13 protein-coding genes are annotated in these 17,626 nt (G+C 70.7%); 2 read left to right on the top strand and 11 right to left on the bottom strand.

What is annotated here, in order from left to right:
* Positions 1-617: 617 nt before the first annotated feature.
* From WME82_RS34865 to WME82_RS34825, 9 genes are all read right to left on the bottom strand, one after another.
* A complete protein-coding gene (locus WME82_RS34865; RefSeq protein ID WP_437740815.1) occupies positions 618-1,391 on the bottom strand; it encodes a succinate dehydrogenase/fumarate reductase iron-sulfur subunit in 774 nt (257 codons plus the stop codon).
* Positions 1,391-3,304 carry a fumarate reductase/succinate dehydrogenase flavoprotein subunit gene (locus WME82_RS34860; protein ID WP_438038822.1) on the bottom strand — a complete coding sequence of 638 codons (1,914 nt, stop codon included), beginning with the start codon at positions 3,302-3,304 and terminating at the stop codon, positions 1,391-1,393. The genes WME82_RS34865 and WME82_RS34860 overlap by 1 nt, the downstream gene beginning before the upstream one ends.
* Positions 3,305-3,323: 19 nt before the next feature.
* Positions 3,324-4,019: a succinate dehydrogenase cytochrome b subunit gene (locus tag WME82_RS34855; RefSeq protein WP_438038821.1), complete on the bottom strand. Its 696-nt coding sequence runs from the start codon at positions 4,017-4,019 to the stop codon at positions 3,324-3,326.
* Positions 4,020-4,170: 151 nt separating this feature from the next.
* On the bottom strand, positions 4,171-5,031 hold the full coding sequence (locus tag WME82_RS34850) for a response regulator (RefSeq protein WP_438038820.1): 861 nt from the start codon (positions 5,029-5,031) through the stop codon (positions 4,171-4,173).
* Positions 5,032-5,349: 318 nt separating this feature from the next.
* A complete protein-coding gene (ureG, locus tag WME82_RS34845; RefSeq protein WP_438038819.1) occupies positions 5,350-6,216 on the bottom strand; it encodes an urease accessory protein UreG in 867 nt (288 codons plus the stop codon).
* 9 nt (positions 6,217-6,225) lie between these two features.
* Positions 6,226-6,888 (bottom strand): urease accessory protein UreF, encoded by a 663-nt coding sequence (locus tag WME82_RS34840; RefSeq protein ID WP_438038818.1) that lies wholly within the window; start codon positions 6,886-6,888, stop codon positions 6,226-6,228.
* A gap of 113 nt (positions 6,889-7,001) precedes the next feature.
* A complete protein-coding gene (gene ureC, locus WME82_RS34835; RefSeq protein ID WP_438038817.1) occupies positions 7,002-8,717 on the bottom strand; it encodes an urease subunit alpha in 1,716 nt (571 codons plus the stop codon).
* Entirely contained in the window at positions 8,714-9,415 is a 702-nt protein-coding gene (ureA, locus tag WME82_RS34830) for an urease subunit gamma (RefSeq protein WP_437740808.1), read from the bottom strand. Before ureA ends, ureC begins: the two co-directional genes overlap by 4 nt.
* Before the next feature lie 54 nt (positions 9,416-9,469).
* On the bottom strand, positions 9,470-10,333 hold the full coding sequence (locus WME82_RS34825) for an urease accessory protein UreD (RefSeq protein ID WP_437740807.1): 864 nt from the start codon (positions 10,331-10,333) through the stop codon (positions 9,470-9,472).
* Positions 10,334-10,754: 421 nt separating this feature from the next.
* Between WME82_RS34825 and WME82_RS34820 the strand changes: the two genes are divergently transcribed.
* Both WME82_RS34820 and WME82_RS34815 read left to right on the top strand, forming a co-directional pair.
* On the top strand, positions 10,755-12,101 hold the full coding sequence (locus WME82_RS34820; RefSeq protein ID WP_437740806.1) for a class I SAM-dependent methyltransferase: 1,347 nt from the start codon (positions 10,755-10,757) through the stop codon (positions 12,099-12,101).
* Positions 12,102-12,211: 110 nt separating this feature from the next.
* Positions 12,212-13,327 (top strand): aminopeptidase, encoded by a 1,116-nt coding sequence (locus tag WME82_RS34815; RefSeq protein WP_437740805.1) that lies wholly within the window; start codon positions 12,212-12,214, stop codon positions 13,325-13,327.
* Positions 13,328-14,583: 1,256 nt separating this feature from the next.
* Here WME82_RS34815 and WME82_RS34810 read toward each other — a convergent pair.
* Together WME82_RS34810 and purL are read right to left on the bottom strand one after the other, a co-directional pair.
* Complete coding sequence (locus WME82_RS34810) at positions 14,584-15,102, bottom strand: nuclear transport factor 2 family protein (RefSeq protein WP_438038816.1); 519 nt, start codon at positions 15,100-15,102, stop codon at positions 14,584-14,586.
* A gap of 99 nt (positions 15,103-15,201) precedes the next feature.
* Complete coding sequence (purL, locus tag WME82_RS34805) at positions 15,202-17,553, bottom strand: phosphoribosylformylglycinamidine synthase subunit PurL (protein ID WP_438038815.1); 2,352 nt, start codon at positions 17,551-17,553, stop codon at positions 15,202-15,204.
* Positions 17,554-17,626: the final 73 nt, after the last annotated feature.

Below are 17,626 nucleotides of genomic sequence, written 5' to 3'. Positions count from 1 at the left end.
GCTCGTCACACTCGGAAAGCCCTCACTGGCATGGGCGCGAGTCGCGACGAGATGTTCTCGAAACATGCCGAGTGCTTATCCCACGTTGACTGTACGGTTGGTGCTCGCGATGTGAAGATTGTTTAGGAAGTACCTGAGTCGATGATCAGGAAACTCCCGGTCTGTTTTCCACAGGTGGCCCGCAAAATCTTGTGTTTTTGGTGAAAAATTGTACGAAAACGGGGGATGACGGCGGTCTCGTGCCACACCTGCGGCGGCCGTCGGGATCGTGCTGGCGCACCCGCGGCACCAGGGCTCGCCTGTCATGCCGCGGGGCCCTGCTCGGGTGAGCCTCGCGCCGAGGCGCTGCAGCCTGCGCCTGCAGGCACCGGGGGCCGGCCGTACGGGCGGTGATGGGCCGAAGGGCCGGCCTGCCCCCGCGGGCCACAGGCGCACCCTTGGCGCGGCGCGTCGGGCGGCGAGCCGGTGGTCCATCCGGGGCGCGCCCGCCCTGGCGGCGGGGTGACGGCGACGGAGCGCCGCCGTTCATGACGTGCGGGAGGAGAGCGTGCGATGTCGAGGAGAGAGGAGGGAAGGGAGGTGCCGCCGGCTTCGGGCGAGGCCGGCGGCGCGGCGCCTCAGCCGGTGCCGCCCTTGGCCTGCACGTCGCGGTGGACCAGCGTCGCGCGCAGGTAGTCGCGGTTCATCTGCGCGATCATGTCGAGGGGGATCTCCTTCGGGCAGACCGCCTCGCACTCGCCGACGTTCGTGCAGTGGCCGAAGCCCTCGACGCGCATCTGGGCGACCATGTTGAGGCTCCGCTGTTCGCGCTCCGGCTGGCCCTGCGGCAGGAGGTTCAGGTGCGTGAGCTTCGCCGCGGTGAAGAGAGAGGCGGACGCGTTCGGACAAGATGCGACACAGGCGCCGCAGCCGATGCACGCCGCCGCGTCCATGGCGCGCTCGGCGACCACCTTCGGCACCGGGATCGCATTCGCGTCCGGCGCGCTGCCCGTCGACACCGAGACGAAGCCGCCCGACGCGATGATCCGGTCGAACGCGCTGCGGTCCACCGCGAGGTCGCTTACCACCGGGAACGCCTGGGCCCGCCACGGCTCGAGCCACAGCACGTCGCCGTCCTTGTAGTGACGCATGTGCAGCTGACACACGGTCGTCCCACGGAGGGGGCCGTGCGCCTGGCCGTTGATCATGAAGCCGCACATGCCGCAGATGCCCTCGCGACAGTCGTGATCGAACGCGATTGGCTCCTCACCCTTGAGGATGAGCCGCTGATTGAGCACGTCGAGCATCTCGAGGAAGGACATGTGCTCGCTGACGTCGGGCACCTCGTACGTGACGAACCGGCCCGCTTCGTACTTGCCCTTCTGCCGCCAGACATGGAGGGTGAGGCGCATTATTTGTAACTCCGCTGCGTGGGGTGAACCTCGTTGAACTGGAGCGGCTCCTTGTGGAGCTCCTGGGCCTGACCTTCGCCTCGCCATGCCCAGGCGGCGACATAGGAGAAGCGGTCGTCGTCGCGCTTCGCCTCGCCCTCGGGCGTCTGGTGCTCCTCGCGGAAGTGCCCGCCGCACGACTCCTCCCTGTCGAGCGCGTCACGACACATGAGCTCCGCCAGCTCGAAGAAGTCGGCGACGCGCGCCGCCTTCTCGAGCTCCTGGTTCAGGCCGGTGCCGGTCCCCGAGACGCGGACGTCGCGGTGGAACTGCTCGCGGAGCTCCGGGATCCGCGTGAGCGCGCCCTTGAGCCCGGCCGCGTTGCGCGCCATCCCGCACGCCTCCCACATGATCTTGCCGACCTCGCGATGGAACGAGTCGGCCGTGCGTGAGCCGTTCGCGCCGAGCAGCTTGTTCAGCCGCGCGCTCGCGTCGCGCTCGGCGTCCCTCACGGCGGGGTGGAGGTCGTCGACCCGCTCGAGCTTCGTCGACGCGAGGTAATCGCCGATGGTGTAGGGGATGATGAAGTACCCATCCGCCAGGCCCTGCATCAGCGCGCTCGCCCCGAGCCGGTTCGCGCCGTGGTCGGAGAAGTTCGCCTCGCCGAGCACGTACAGGCCGGGGATCGTGCTCATCAGGTTGTAGTCCACCCAGAGCCCGCCCATCGTGTAGTGGATGGCCGGATAGATGCGCATCGGGACGCTGTACGGGTCGTCGCCGGTGATGCGCTCGTACATGTCGAAGAGGTTGCCATAACGCTCGGCGATGGCCGGCTTGCCGAGGCGCCGGATGGCGTCCGAGAAGTCGAGGTACACGCCGAGCCGCGTCGGCCCCACGCCGCGGCCCTCGTCGCATACCGCCTTCGCCGCCCGCGACGCGACGTCGCGCGGCACGAGGTTGCCGAAGCTCGGATAGCGGCGCTCGAGGTAATAGTCACGCTCGCCATCGGGGATGAGCTCCGGCGGGCGCGTGTCGCCCAGGTTCGCGGGCACCCAGATGCGGCCGTCGTTGCGGAGCGACTCGCTCATGAGCGTCAGCTTCGACTGGTAGTCGCCCGAGACGGGGATGCACGTCGGGTGGATCTGCGTGAAGCAGGGGTTGCCGAAGAGCGCGCCGCGCTTGTGGGCCCGCCAGATGGCCGTGGTGTTCGACCCCTTCGCGTTCGTCGAGAGGAAGAAGACGTTGCCGTAGCCGCCCGACGCGAGGACGACAGCGTCGCCGAGGTGCGTCTCGAGCGCGCCGGTGATCAGGTTGCGGGTGATGAGGCCGCGCGCCTTGCCGTCGATGACGATGAGGTCGAGCATCTCGGTGCGCGGGTACATCTTCACCTTGCCGAGGCCGATCTGCCGCTCGAGGGCCTGGTAGGCGCCGAGGAGGAGCTGCTGCCCCGTCTGGCCTCGCGCGTAGAACGTGCGCGACACCTGCGCCCCGCCGAAGGAGCGGTTCGCGAGCACGCCGCCGTACTCGCGCGCGAACGGCACGCCCTGCGCGGCGCACTGGTCGATGATGTTCACGCTGATCTGCGCGAGCCGGTACACGTTGGCCTCGCGCGCGCGGTAGTCGCCGCCCTTCACGGTGTCGTAGAAGAGGCGGTAGATGCTGTCGCCGTCGTTCTGGTAGTTCTTCGCGGCGTTGATGCCGCCCTGCGCGGCGATGCTGTGGGCGCGGCGCGGAGAGTCCTGGAAACAGAAGCTCTTCACGTTGTAGCCGAGCTCGGCCAGCGTCGCGCTCGCCGCGCCCCCGGCGAGGCCGGTGCCGACGACGAGGACCGTGTACTTCCGCTTGTTCGCCGGGTTGACGAGCTTCAGGTTGAAGCGGTGCTGGTCCCACTTCTTCTCGATGGGACCTTCGGGGATCTTCGCATTGAGCTGCATGATGACGGAGGCTCCGGGCTCAGCGGACGATGCCGAACAGGACGGCCAGCGGGACGGATGAGAAGCCGGCGAAGAGCAGGATCGACGACGCGGCCGCGAGCTTCTTGAGCGCCGGCGTGTAGCGCGGATGGCTGAAGCCCACCGACTGGAACATGCTCCACGCGCCGTGGTAGAGGTGCAGCGCGAGCAGGCCCATCGCCACGACGTAGGCAATCGCCGCGGGCGCCGAGCTGAAGCCCTTCACGACGTTGTCGTAGGCGTCGAGCGGCACGAAGTCGGGGTGCACGGTGCCCGTCGTCAGGTGGAGCAGGTGATAGACGATGAAGGCGGCGAGGACGCCGCCGCTCAGCAGCATCGTCCGCGCGGCGACGTTCGGGCGCCGCTGCCCCTTCACCTGGTAGGGGACCGGCCGGGCAGCGCGGCTGTGCTGCGCGAGCGTCACGCCCGTGTAGACGTGGACGATGAGGGAGGCGAGGAGGACGATCCGCGTCCCCCAGAGCAGGGAGGGCGTCCCGTGGAGGAAGGCGGCGTAGTCGTTGATCTTCTCCCGGCCGAGGAAGACCTGCAGGTTGCCGGTCATGTGGCCGATCACGAAGCCGAAGAAGATGACGCCGCTCAGCGCCATCGCGATCTTCTTGCCGACGAGGTCCCGGTAGAAGGTCGCGGCGCGCTGGGCCCTGGCGGGGAGAGTCGATGGTGCAGCAGTGGGGCTCATCGCTCCCCTCCTTTAGTGGGGTGCGAATGCGTTCGCCAGAGGGAATCTTGAGCTCGATCGCCGAAGAATTTGCGGGCGCTCGCCGCAGATCTCGGCCCGGACGAGCGCCGCGCGCCTCATCATCCATCCCGCGCGCGCGCCCGCGCGCGCGTCAGGCGGCGCAGGGGCCGAGCGAGCGCCGTACCTTGTGACCGTAAAAGGCGAGCGCGAGCTCAATCGCGAAGATGCCGATGGCCTGCTCCTCCTGGCTGGTGAACGCCGGCAGGCGCTCGTCGCGGAGCACCACGAGGCCGCCAAACGAGCTCTCGCCCAGGCGGAGCGGCGCGACGATGGCGGCGCCGAAGCGATCGCCCTCTGCGGTGCAGAGCAGATCGGGCGCGTCGTCCGCGGACAGGCGGACAGGCGCGAGCGCGCCCTCGATGCGCCCGGCGAGCCGAGCGATGAAGGCCGCGGACACCTCGGCGCCGGAGGCCGCCTGGTACAGGGCGGCCCCTTGATCGAGCGCCAGGGAGAGCGCCGCGCTCGTCGTATAGACGACCTTCGCCGCGAGATCCACGGCGCGCTCGGGGAAGTCGTCCCGCGAGAGGGACGCGACAAGGGCGGCGCTCGCCTGGTGGACGGCCGCGACGGCGTCGAGGTGGGTGCGCAGCATCGCCGCCTCGAGCAGCCGCTTCAGGTCGTCGATGTCGTAGGGCTTCTCCAGCATGTCGTACGCGCCGCGCTCGATGCACTCCACGGCGGCCTGCACGCTCGAGCACGGGGCGCCGACGATGATCTCGAGGTCCGGGCCGAGCGCCTTGAGCGCGGCGATGGTCCCGGCGCCCTCCATACCGAGCGCCCCCACATCGGCGACCACGAGGTCGAAGCGGCGCGCCTTGACGAGCTCGATCGCCGCGAGCCCGGTCTCGGCGCAGGTGACGTCGAAGCCGCCCTGGTTCAGCTCGAGCGCGAGCCTGTCGAGGACCCTCTTCTCGGCGTCTACCACCAGCACATGGGGTCGGGCCTGGCTCACTGATGCCTCCTCCTCTCGTCTCCAACGGGTGCGCCGCGCCGCCTCGCCATCCGGCGCTGCCGTGATCGCGTGGCGACCGCGGCGGTCGTGGTGGAAGCCGCTCCGCCCGGCGGAGCCCTCTCCGCCCTCTACCACCCGTCCGAAGTCCGCCTACGGTCCAATAGAACCGGTATTCCAGCGAAACGGAAGTCGAAGCGGCGTTGCCGCTGCCCTCCTTTAACAGGGTACGGCGCCGCGCGCCCGGCGCGGATGTGCTCCGGTATGCCGACTCCTGTGGAGCGTGAGCGCTTCTCGCAGCGGGAGGCGCGCGATAGAGGCCTATTTCGCGGGAGGTGCCGTGGTGGTCGCGCGGCGCATGGCGGAGAGGATGTGGTCAATGATCTCGGGGACTCCTTGGCTCCGGTTGCACTGCGCGAACAGGAACGGCCCGTCGCCCCGCATCCTCCGGGCGTCCCGCTCCATGACGCCGAGGTCGGCGCCGACGTGCGGAGCGAGATCGGTCTTGTTGATGACGAGCAGATCCGACTGCGTGATCCCCGGTCCCCCCTTGCGCGGCACCTTGTCGCCGCCGGCGACGTCGATCACGTAGATCGTGTAGTCGACGAGCTCCCGGCTGTACTGGGCGGCGAGGTTGTCGCCGCCGCTCTCGACGATGAGGAGCGCGGGCGCGACGTGATCCATGAGGTCGTCGAGCGCGACGAGGTTGTGGCTGATGTCCTCGCGGATCGCCGCGTGCGGGCAGCCCCCGGTCTCCACCGCGCGGATGCGCTCCGGCGGCAGCGCCTTGTTGCGGTGCAGGAACTCGGCGTCCTCCTGGGTGAAGATGTCGTTCGTGACGACGCCGAGCGGCATCCTGTCGCGCAGCGCGCGGCAGAGCGCGAGCACGAGCGCCGTCTTGCCGCTGCCGACGGGCCCCCCGATCCCCACCGTGAACGCGCGCGCCGAGAAATCGCGGTCCTTCGGCGCATCCCGCTCGCTGAAGAGCCCCGGATGCGCCCAGTGCTCGTGCGTGTGCCCGTGCTCGTGCGTGTGCCCGTCTCCGTGCGCATGCGCGTGCCTGTGGCCGCCCCCGTGAACGTGGTCGTGGTCGTGAACGTGGTCGTGGTCGTGAACGTGGTCGTGGTCGTGGTCGTGGCCGTGGCCGTTGTGCCCGTGCCCGTGCCCGTGCTCGCCGGGGTCGTGCATGCTGTCACCTCACGATTGAAAGAGACGCGAGTAGAGCCGATCCTGCGTGGCCCCGAAGAGATCGAGGAGCGGCGCCGGCTGCGCGAGCTCATCGACGCCGTGATCTCCGCACTCATGGAGCACCGCGTCGAGGAGCGGCGCGCTCTCGAGCTGCAGTCGCTGTGCCTCCAGCGGCCCGATGAGCCCGAGGCGCACCGCCGCCGAGACGACGCCGCGGAGCGAGGCGTGCAGGTAGACGGCATGCGCGTCCTCGCGCGGGACGCCGAGCGCCGCGAGGGTCGCGCCGAACGCCGGCGCGTGGTGGCCCAGCGCCTCCCGCGCCCGCACGGCGGCGTCGAGGCGGCGGATCTCGGCGGAGGGGAAGACGCGCGCGCTCGTCGCGAGGAACGCGCGGCCCTGCGTCCGGCTCGCCCGGTTCGCGACGTGGTTCACGAGGAAGGCGTCGCAGGCGTCGTCGACGGCCGCGATGTCGAGCGGACGCTCGTGCGCAGCCCGCACGAGCGGCAGCGCGCCGAGGCCCACCTGCCAGAGCGCGCTCGCGACGAACGACGAGAGCGCGCTCCCGGGTCCGACCTCGCCGAGCTGCACCGCCGCCTCCAGGCCCGCGGAGTGCGCGAACCCTCCGACCGGGAACGCGGAGTCGGAGAGCTGGAGGAGGAGCCACCTGTTCATGCGCGCGGATGGAATCAGACAGAAGCAGAGGGGAGCGGACGGGAGCGGACGGAAGCGGACGGAGAGAAGGGTGAACCCGCAGGCGCGGAGCGGCCGAGAGCGGGCTCCCCGCCTCAGAAGAGGTTGTATCTCTGCGCGAGGGGCAGGATCTTCGCGGGGTCGCAGCGGAGGAGCTCGCCGCCGGCCCGCACCTCGTACGTCTCGGGATCGACCGTGATCGGCAGGAGCGTGCTGTTGAGGCGCATGTCGGCCTTGCCGATCCGGCGGCACCGGCGGACCGCCGAGAGGCGCTTCTTCAGGTCGAGCCGGCGGATGCTCCCCTCGTCCATGGCGCGGCTCGACACGAACGCGATGCTCGTCTCGCCGACCGCCGCGCCGAGCGAGCCGAACATCGGGCGCATGTAGTACGGCTGAGGCGTCGGGATCGACGCGTTCGGATCGCCCATCTGCGCCCAGGCGATGAGGCCGCCCTTGATGACGAGCTCCGGGCGCGCGCCGAACATCTGGGGCCGCCACAGCACGAGGTCCGCGAGCTTGCCCGGCTCGACCGACCCGATCTCGTGGGACATGCCGTGCGCGATGGCCGGGTTGATCGTGTACTTGGCCACGTAGCGGCGGATCCGGAAGTTGTCGTTGTCGCCCTGCTCCTCGGGCAGCCGGCCGCGCTGATCCCGCATCTTGTGCGCGGTCTGCCAGGTCCTCGTGATCACCTCGCCGACGCGGCCCATCGCCTGGCTGTCGCTCGAGATGATGCTGATCGCGCCGAGGTCGTGCAGGATGTCCTCGGCCGCGATGGTCTCGCCGCGGATGCGGCTCTCGGCGAACGCCACGTCCTCCGGGATGTTCCGGTCGAGGTGGTGGCAGACCATGAGCATGTCAAGGTGCTCGTCGAGCGTGTTGACGGTGTACGGGCGCGTCGGGTTCGTCGAGCTCGGGATGACGTTCGGCTCGCCGCAGATGCGCAGGATGTCGGGCGCGTGCCCGCCGCCCGCGCCCTCGGAGTGGTAGGAGTGGATCGTCCTGCCCTTGAACGCCGCGATGGAGTCGTCGACGTAGCCCGACTCGTTCAGCGTGTCGGTGTGGAGCGTGACCTGGATGTCCTCGTGCTCGGCGAAGCTGAGGCAGCAGTCGATGGCGGGCGGGGTCGTCCCCCAGTCCTCGTGCAGCTTCAGCCCGACGGCGCCGGCGCGCACCTGCTCGAGCAGCCCCTCGGGCGACGAGGTGTTCCCCTTGCCCGTGAGGCCGATGTTGAGCGGCAGGACGTCCGTCGCCTGCAGCATCAGCGAGATGTGGCGGGCGCCCGGGGTGCACGTGGTCGCGTTCGTGCCCGTCGCCGGGCCCGTGCCGCCGCCGACGAACGTGGTGACGCCCGACGCGAGCGCCTCGTATCCCTGCTGCGGGCAGATGAAATGGATGTGCGCGTCGACGCCCCCGGCCGTGACGATGTGGCCCTCGCCCGCGATGACCTCCGTCGTCACGCCGACGATCATGCCCGGCGTGACGCCGGCCATCACCTTCGGGTTGCCGGCCTTGCCGATCGCCGCGATGCGGCCGCGCTTGATGCCGATGTCGGCCTTGTAGACGCCGGTCCAGTCGACGATGAGCGCGTTCGTGATGACGCAGTCGAGCGCCTCGTCGTTCGAGACGCCGGGCATCTGCCCCATGCGATCGCGCAGCACCTTGCCGCCGCCGAACTTGCACTCGTCGCCGTAGGACGTGTGATCCCGCTCGACCTCGGCGATGAGGCCGGTGTCGCCGAGCCGCACCCGGTCGCCGACCGTCGGCCCGTAGATATCGACATAGTGCCGCCGCTGCATCCTGTGGCTCATGCCTGCTGCTCCTCCCGCGCGGCGTGCGCCGCCCCGTGCGGGCCGACCTGCACCAGCGTGATCGTCCTCTCGTCGCCCGGCTCGAAGCGGACCGCGGTGCCCGCGGGGATGTCGAGCCGCATCCCCGCCGCCGCCGCCCGGTCGAACTCGAGCGCGCGGTTCGTCTCCGAGAACGGGTAGTGGCTGCCCACCTGGATCGGCCGGTCGCCCAGGTTCTTCACGGGGAGGGAGAGCCGCCGCCGGCCGGGGGAGAGCTCGATCTCGCCGGGCTTCACGAGCACCTCGCCGGGCGTCGGCTCGGCCGTCACCTCTCCCTGGCCTGCGGGCTGGAAGAGCGACACGTCGGGCACGGGGAGGAAGCTGCCGTGGAGCGCGAGCGCGAGATCGCCGTGCTCGAGCGCGATCGGGTGGTGGACGGTGACGAGCTTCGTCCCGTCGGGGAAGGTCCCCTCCACCTGGACCTCGGCGACCATCTCGGGGACGCCGGCCATCACCTGCGCGCGCCCGAGCAGGCGGCGGCCGACGTCCATGAGCTCGGCGACGCTGCGGCCGTCGCGGATCAGCTCGAGGATCTGCGTCGCGATGAGCGCGACGGCCTCCGGGTAGTTGAGCCTGACCCCGCGCGCGAGGCGCTTCTGGGCGAGGAAGCCCGCGCCGTGCAGCACGAGCTTGTCGAGATCACGAGGCGCAAGGTGCATGTTCGCCCTCTCTCCGGCGCGGCGACGCCGCGGCTTTGCCGGCGCGGCGCGACGCTACCACTTTCGTGCGAACGGATCATCACCGAGCTCACCCGCGAGGAAGCCGAGCGCGCCGCGGAGGAAGCCGGCCACGCGCTCGACGCTCGTGCCCGCGACGCGCACGACGGCGCCGCCGCCCCGGAGCGGGCTGGCCGACGCGACGAGCTCGGCGCGCCGCTCGGGCGGCGGCCGCGGCGCGAGCAGCGCCTCCGCCGCGCTCGCGGCGCGCGGGCCGAGCGCGACGAGCGTCGCGAGCGCGTCGAAGCGCCCCATGCGCTCGGGCAGCGCGCCGTGCGCGGGATCGAGCCGCGTCGCGTCGAGCAGCACGGCCCGCCCGCCGCGGCTCACCCGGGTGCGCGACGTGTACCGGTCGAACGCCCAGCGCTCGCCCCGCGCGCTCCGGCCCGAGGACAGCGCGTCGACGAGCACGAGCGACGCGTCGTCGGCGAGCGCGACGTCGATGTCCTGCTCGTACCGCGAGCCCGCGAAGCAGACGACCGGATCGGGGATCGCGACGAGGAGCCCGCCTGCTTGAACCTCGGCCTCGAGGCGCTGGCGGCTGACGAGGGGCGAGCGGTAGACCTTGGTCGAGGCCTGGGTGCTGAGCAGCGCGGCGGCACCGCGACCGACGCGCGCGTGGAGGTGGAGCTCGTCGCCGCCGACGAGGCCGCCGCCGAAGCTCGCGACGAACACCCACGCTGCCTGCCCGTGGTTCCTCGGAGCGAGCAGCTTGAGCGGGCTCCTGGCGAGCGCCTTCTCGAGCACGGTGCGCCCCGCGACGCGCGTGAACACGAGCTCACCGCTGCCGGCCTCCCCTGCGCGCCGCGCGGGCGGAGGCGGGTCTCGCAGGGCGGCGGGAGGATCGCTGGGCGTGGTCACGGGCCGGCGTGCGTACCACGGACCGCGCCCCGGCCGCGAGGGAGCACAGGCACGTACCGGGCGCGGGGGGGCGCAGCGCACACAGGGGATGGGTACGTCACGCGACCAGGAACACGACCAGGAAGGTAGGGAGAAATTCGAATCATCTTCCCGATTTCCCTCCTTCGCCTGGAACATGAAACATCCCGGACATGTGAGCATGCTGTCGGGACTCTCCCGAACACCACTACGGTGTTATGAGCGAGCCAACCACTGCGTTCCTCCTGTCCCTGACGACAGCGCGTGTCCGGGGTGTCCGCCGGCCGCTGTGGGCGTTCCGTGACTCGCTGTGATGGCTTTTGCATGGATGACATGTTGCTTGACGGGAAAGCCCAGCTCGGGTCAGCTCGTCGGGCGGCCGGGGGGCCGCGGAGGGGGTCCGATGTTCATCGTCAGGAAGGGCGAAATGCCGCCGTGGTCTCGTCGGTTCAAGGAAGCGGCGTCGCGCCTGCTGGAGCGCCACGGCGGGACCCCGTTCGAGCTGCGCTTCTGGGGCGGCGAGCGGCTGCGCTTCGGCGCGGGCGCGCCCGAGTTCGCCGTGACGTTCAGGACGCGTCGGTCGCTCTGCGAGACGGCGTTCCGGGGCACGCTCGGCCTCGGTGAGGCGTATGTCCGGCGCGAGGTCACGTTCGAGGGAGATCTCGAGGACTCGCTCGCCGGGCTGTTCCAGCTCGCGCGGTCCGTGGAGGCGCGCCTGCCGCGCCTCGTGCCCGCGTCGTCGTCGTTCGACCGCGGCCTCTCGGGCGTGCTCGACGCGCTCCGGCTCGGGCTGCTCTCCGGGGCGGCGAAGCGCGAGAGGCTCGCCGTCGAGCGTCACTATGGGCTGGGCAACGACTTCTACCCTCTTTACCTGGACAGGCGCCTCCAGACGTCGTGCGGTTACTTCAGCTCTCCGGGCGAGACGCTCGACGACGCGCAGGCGCACAAGATCTCCCTCGTCGCGCGGAAGCTCGCGCTCCGGCGCGGGCAACGGCTCGTGGATCTCGGCTGCGGATGGGGGCACCTCATGTTCCACGCCGCGGAGGCGTACGGGGTGCAGTGCCTCGGTATCACCCTCTGCGAGAACCAGGCGAGGTACATCCGCGAGCAGGCGGCGGCGCGGCGGCTCCCGGTCGAGGTCCGCGTGATGAGCTGCGACGAGCTCGAGGACGAGCCGCGGTGGGATCGGCTCGTCTCCCTGGGCTCGATGTGCCATGCCGGCGAGCGCCGTATCGAGGTGTTCTATGACAGGGTGAAGGCGCTGCTCGCCCCGGGCGGCGTGTGCCTGCTCGAGAGCGTCACCAGAGAGCAGGAGTCGTCGCGGACTGACCCCTTCCTGCAAAAGCACATCTTCCCGGGGTACTGGCCTCCTTCGCTCGAGGGGATGGCGACGCGCGCCTCGGCGCGCGGCCTCGACGTGCTCGACGCGGAGAACCTGCGGCGCCACTCCGCGCTCACGGCGCGCTGCTGGCGCCGTAACTTCCTGGAGAACAGGGAGAAGATCGAGCGGGTCACCGGCTTCGACGGCGCCTTCATGAGGACGTGGGAGTTCTATCTCGCGTGCGCGGCCGCCGCGTTCCGCAGCGGGCACCTCGGCGCCATCCAGATGGTGCTGGCGAACGGGGCTCCACGCGACTACCCCCTCGCACGCGAGCCCCTGTATGCCACGGAGGAGCCCTCGTTGCGGGAACGCGCGCCGATCGTCCCGGCCGTGCAGCTCAGCTCGTGGGGGGCGGCGCTGCCGTCCTGATCTGTCGGGCGCGCCCCGCGCGCCCCCCCGCGTGCCGGTGGGGCGCGCGGGGCGCGCGTCCATTGCGCGGAAGAGCTTGTTAAGCCCGCGCGGCCAGCTATCAGCTAAGGATGAGCGAAAGGCTTGCGGCCAGCGCCCGTCGCGGCGCCGCGCGCTCGTGGTCCGTGTCGCGCCCTCGCTCCGCGGCGCGCCTGGTCTGCGCCGCCGCGGGGCTCGTCGCGCTCTGTCTCCTGCTCGCATCGTGTACCCAGGTCCGCTACATCGCGCAGGCGGGCGTCGGCCAGCTCTCGATGGCCTGGCGCGCCGAGTCGCTCGAGGACGCCGCCTTCGACGCCCGCAAGCCGTGGCGGACGCGCGCGCTGCTGCGCGAGGTCCCGCACATCAAGCGCTTCGGGGAGCGCCACGGGCTGACCCCGACCGGCAATTACAGGACGTATGTCGAGCTCGATCGCCCAGCCGCGGTCTGGGTGGTGAGCGCGTGTGAGCCGCTGCGGTTCCGCTCGAAGACATGGAGTTTTCCTATCGTGGGTACGGTCCCCTACATGGGGTGGTTCGATCTCCAGGATGCCAAGGCGTTCGCGGCGCCGCTCAAGGCGGCCGGCTGGGACGTCGACGTGCGTCCGGCGGGCGCCTACTCGACGCTCGGCTGGCTCGAGGATCCGGTCCTGTCCACGATGATCTCGGACGGGGACGAGGCGCTCGGCGACCTCGCCAACGTGGTGCTCCACGAGTCGCTGCACGCGACGCTGTACGTGAAGGGGCAGACGAGGTTGAACGAGAGCCTCGCGAGCTTCGTCGGGGACGAGCTCACCAAGCATTACCTGGACGAGCGGGTGGGCCCCTTCTCTGCGGAGAAGACGGCCTACATGAGGGAGATGGAGAGGAGCGAGGTGCGGACGCGCGCGCTGCACGCGGCCTACGTCCACCTCAATCGGCTGTATGCGTCCCCGGCGCCCGACGCCGAGAAGCGGGCGGAGAAGGACGCGGTGCTCGCCCGGCTCAAGGCCGACATCGGGGCGCGGCGTCCGATCAACAACGCGTCGCTCGTGCAGTTCCGTGTCTACAACTCGGGGACTCCGGAGCTCCGGGCGCTGCTCGCGACCTGCGGTGGCAGCTGGCCGAGGTTCCTGGGCGCGTTGCGGAGGCTCGAGCGCCACAGATTCTCCGCGCCCCAAGAGAACATCGCCCGGGTGGTGGAGCCGCTGATCGAGGCCGGCTGCAGGTAGCCCAGCGAGCTGCACTGTGCGCCGCGAGCTGCGCTGTGCGCCGTGCGCTCCGCTATGTGCCATGCGCTGCGCTATGTGCCATGCGCTGCGCCCATGTGCGGTGAGCTGCGCGCCGCGCTGCGTATGGCGGGCTGCGCCGCGTAGCGCGCTGCGCCTTTGGCGGGGGGAGTACGCCGTCGAGATACGACGCAAAGCGTCGGTGGCAGTCATCCTGCCCTAGTGCACTTCTTCGCTTCCACGGTGCAATGCGGGGCGTCCAGCGGCTCGAGGATGAACATATTCATGTCCAGGTAGCATTTGCGTTCTGGATCTGAACCCATCCCTGGATCGGACCAGTCCCTGCGGAAATGTATGACCGGTGCAGGCCTCCGGGGTCGCGCGCGCGCCTCGGAGGGAGGGTTTCAGCGGCAATTTTGGCTGCTGGGCGCCAGGACCGCGGCCCCTTCGCCGTTGGCCCGCCGGTTGCTCTATGTATCCACCAGATGTCGCCCCTGCTCGTCGTCCTGTTTCATGCGGACTCGAAGGGGGGGACCCCTGGCATAACCTTCGCAATGCTGCCCCGGTCTTCGGGGGGGACGCCAAGCGAGGTGATCGGCGGCGCTAGCCGAGCGATCGCGACCCCGCCGTCACCCGAATGCCATGGCCCTTGCGGTATCGGGCTCCTTGATTGACTTGTCGCCGGGTGCCGGCGGACAGCTTCGGTTCACGTGACGACAGACGCCTTACGAGGCGATTAAGGAGGGATGGTCGAGGCACGCGCGACGCGCGTCGCCCGTTGCGTTGGCTTAGCATGACCAGCTTGTCAGACCTCGGTCTGAGCTTTTCTTATCTGTTGTGCCGCTCTCGATGTTGACCCTGCTTACCGCTTCGCTTCAGCTTCTCCCCTGCTTCGCTTGAGCTTGCCCGTTCGATTCCGGTTTGCGCTTTGCACTTCGCTTCAGCTTCATCTTTCGGTTTGACTGGCTTCTCGGATTGTCTTAGTCTTCCGCCCGTCTTCGCTTTATCTTCGCTCTTTGCTTGATTGCGCTTCGTATTGCTTTCCTGACTTCTCTCTTCTGACTTCTGATCTCTTCTGATCGCGGGCCTCTCCAGGACTCCGGTGGACTCCCCTCCACCGGCGCGCCTGTGCGGTCCCGGTGGGTCCGCGAAAGCGGGCCTCAGGCCGGCGGGTTCTTCCCGACCGGCCTTTCTTTTTTGCTCGTGGCCGGTTGCGCCTCGAGTCTGAGCGCGGTTGTCTGCGGCTCTGAGCGCGGTTGTCAGCGGCCGTCGTCGCCGGGGGTGTGCCTGGGGTGGACGGTGGCAGAGACGATCTTCCACTCGTCGTCGATCTTCTCGAGCCGCAGCACCACGGGCAGCTCGTCGCGCCGGACCTCATGCCCATGCCGGGCGCCCGTGACCGTCGCGGTGGCGGTCACCTCCGCCGTCATGCCGGCCGGGTGGACGTGGATCTCCGTGCCACCCAGGCTCACCTCCGCGGTCTGATAGACGACCGCTGCCTGGGTCGCCGCGTTCGCGAGTTCGTCGCGGCCGCGGAGGCTGTCGCCGATCTCGGCGATGCGGGCGCTCGCCTCCTTCGCGAAGATCTCGGCGAACTCACCGCGAATGCGGCCGTGGCGCACCAGCGGGTTCCGCTCGCCGTCGTCGATGCGCACCGCGTTCTCGAGCTGGGTGAGCCGGTCGCGGATCCGTTCCTCCTCGGAGGGCGACAGCAGCAGCGCCGCCGCGCCGAGGACGGCGCCGGCGGCGATGAGCCCGAGCGGGATCCAGCGTTTCATGCGGCAAGTATAGGCGAAGGCGCCGCGCGAGCGCGCGGAACCGCAGAATCGCGGAATCGCGGGACCGATTCCGCTGGCGCCCTCTGTGGGCCATCGCAGCTATCGCCCCACGATCGGCTCGAGGCACCGATCGCGCGCCTCGCGCAGGGCGCGGAGCTCGACGTCGATCCCCTCGCCGCTGCCCGCGTCGATGGTGAGCCGGTCGCCGCCGGTCGTGCCGAGCTCGGTGCAGGGCACACCCGCCGCCTTGGCCTGCCGCGCGACCTCGGCCGCGTCCTCGGGTCGGACGCTCACGATGATCCGGCTCGGCGCCTCGCCGAACAGCGCCTCGGCGAGCGGCTCGCGCGCGCCGCCGTCCAGCGCGCCCGGCAGCCGCACCCGCGCGCCCACCAGCGCCGCGGGATCGTCGGCGGCGGCGCAGCACTCGCCGAGGGCGATCGCCAGCCCGCCCTCCGAGACGTCGTGCGCGCTCCGGAGGAGCTGCGGCCGCGAGCGCGCGAGCGCGAGGCAGAGCCCCTGGAGCCGCGCCTCGCGGTCGAGATCGAGCGCGGGGGGCGGCCCCTTCACCTCGCCCGTGTGGCGCGCGACGTACTCGGAGCCGCCGAGCGGGCCGCCGCGCGGATCGCCGAGCAGCAGCACGGTCAGACCCGCGGCGGGGAACGAGGCCCGCAGCACGTCCCCCGCGTCCGCGATGAGCCCCACCACCGCGACCGTCGGGGTCGGCAGGATCGCGCGGCCGTCGGTCTCGTTGTAGAGCGACACGTTGCCGCTCACGACGGGCACCGACAGCGCGCGGCACGCCGCCGCCATGCCGTCGATGGCGAGCGCGATCTGCCGCATGATCTCCGGCCGCTCCGGGTTGCCGAAGTTGAGGCAATCGGTGAGGCCGATCGGCTCCGCGCCGGCGCACACGACGTTGCGGCACGCCTCCGCCACCGCCATCGCCGCGCCCTGGAACGGGTCGAGCTCGCAGAGGCGCCCGTTGCAGTCGCTCGAGAAGGCGAGGAGCTTCTGGTGACGCTGGCCGTCCTTCTCGCAGGGGACGCGCACCACCGCCGCGTCGCTGCCGGGCCGGACCTCGGTGCCGCCCCGCACGATCTGGTCGTACTGCCGCCACACCCACGCGCGCGAGCCGAGGTTCGGGGAGCCCGCCATCTCGAGGAAGAGCGCGGACCACGAGGCCGGCGCCGGGAGGGAGCGCGGGTCGAACGCCCGGCGCGCCGGCAGCGAGGCGTCGTCGCGCTGCGGGCGGTCGTACTTCGGCGCCGCGTCGGTCAGGAAATCCACGGGCAGGTCGCAGACGACGACCGGGTTCCGGGCCACGCCGGCGGCCGCGCCGCCGAGCGGGTCGTAGCCGGGCGTGGCGCGCACGACCCACCGGCCGGTGTCGGTCACCTTGCCGATGATCGCCGCGTCGAGCTCCCACTTCGTGCAGATCTCGATGACGCGCGCCTCGCACCCGGGCTTCGCGACGAGCAGCATGCGCTCCTGCGACTCGCTCAGCAGCATCTCGTACGGCGTGAGCCGGGCCGCGCGCCGCGGCACGAGGTCGAGGTCGAGGTCGAGGCCGCTGCCGCTCCGGCCCGCCATCTCGACCGACGACGAGGTGAGCCCCGCGGCGCCCATGTCCTGGACGCCGACGAGCAGGTCCTCCGCGAAGATCTCGAGGCACGCCTCGAGCAGGAGCTTCTCCATGAAGGGATCGCCGACCTGCACCGTGGGGCGCTGGCTCGGGCCGCCCTCGGAGAACTCGTCGGAGGCCATGGTCGCGCCGTGGATGCCGTCGCGCCCCGTCTTGGCGCCGACGTAGAGCACGTTGTTGCCGACGCCGCTCGCGCGCCCGTAGAAGATGCGGTCGGAGCGGACGACGCCGCAGGTGAAGGCGTTGACGAGGATGTTGCCGTCGTAGGCGCGATCGAAGAAGAGCTCGCCGCCCACGGTCGGCACGCCGATGCAGTTGCCGTAGCCGCCGACCCCCGCGACGACGCCGCGCAAGAGCTGAGGCGTGCGCGGGTGCTCCGGCCGGCCGAAGCGGAGCGAGTCGAGGTTCGCGATGGGGCGCGCGCCCATCGTGAAGACGTCGCGCAGGATGCCGCCGACGCCGGTGGCCGCGCCCTGGTAGGGCTCGATGTACGACGGGTGGTTGTGCGACTCCATCTTGAAGACGGCCGCGAACCCGTCGCCGATGTCGACGACGCCCGCGTTCTCGCCGGGCCCCTGGATGACCCGCGGGCCGGTCGTGGGCAGCCGGGCGAGGTGGACGCGCGAGCTCTTGTACGAGCAGTGCTCGCTCCACATCACGCTGAGCACGCCGAGCTCGGTGAACGTCGGCTGCCGCCCGAGGCGCTCGCGCGCGCGCTCCCACTCGCTCGCCGAGAGCTTGTGCGCTTGCGCGAGCGCGGGGTCGACCGGCGGATCGCCGGGGAAGGGGGAGGGGGCGGGAGAGTTCACAGGGGCGACAGCGCTCATCGCGGCCCTAGCTAGCGCAAGGACGAGAGGAGGGGAAGCAGGGGAGCGGGCACCC

This window comes from Sorangium sp. So ce128 (genome assembly GCF_051525245.1).
Taxonomy (GTDB): domain Bacteria; phylum Myxococcota_A; class Polyangia; order Polyangiales; family Polyangiaceae; genus Sorangium; species Sorangium cellulosum_B.
This window is presented reverse-complemented; position numbering and strand designations above follow the sequence as displayed.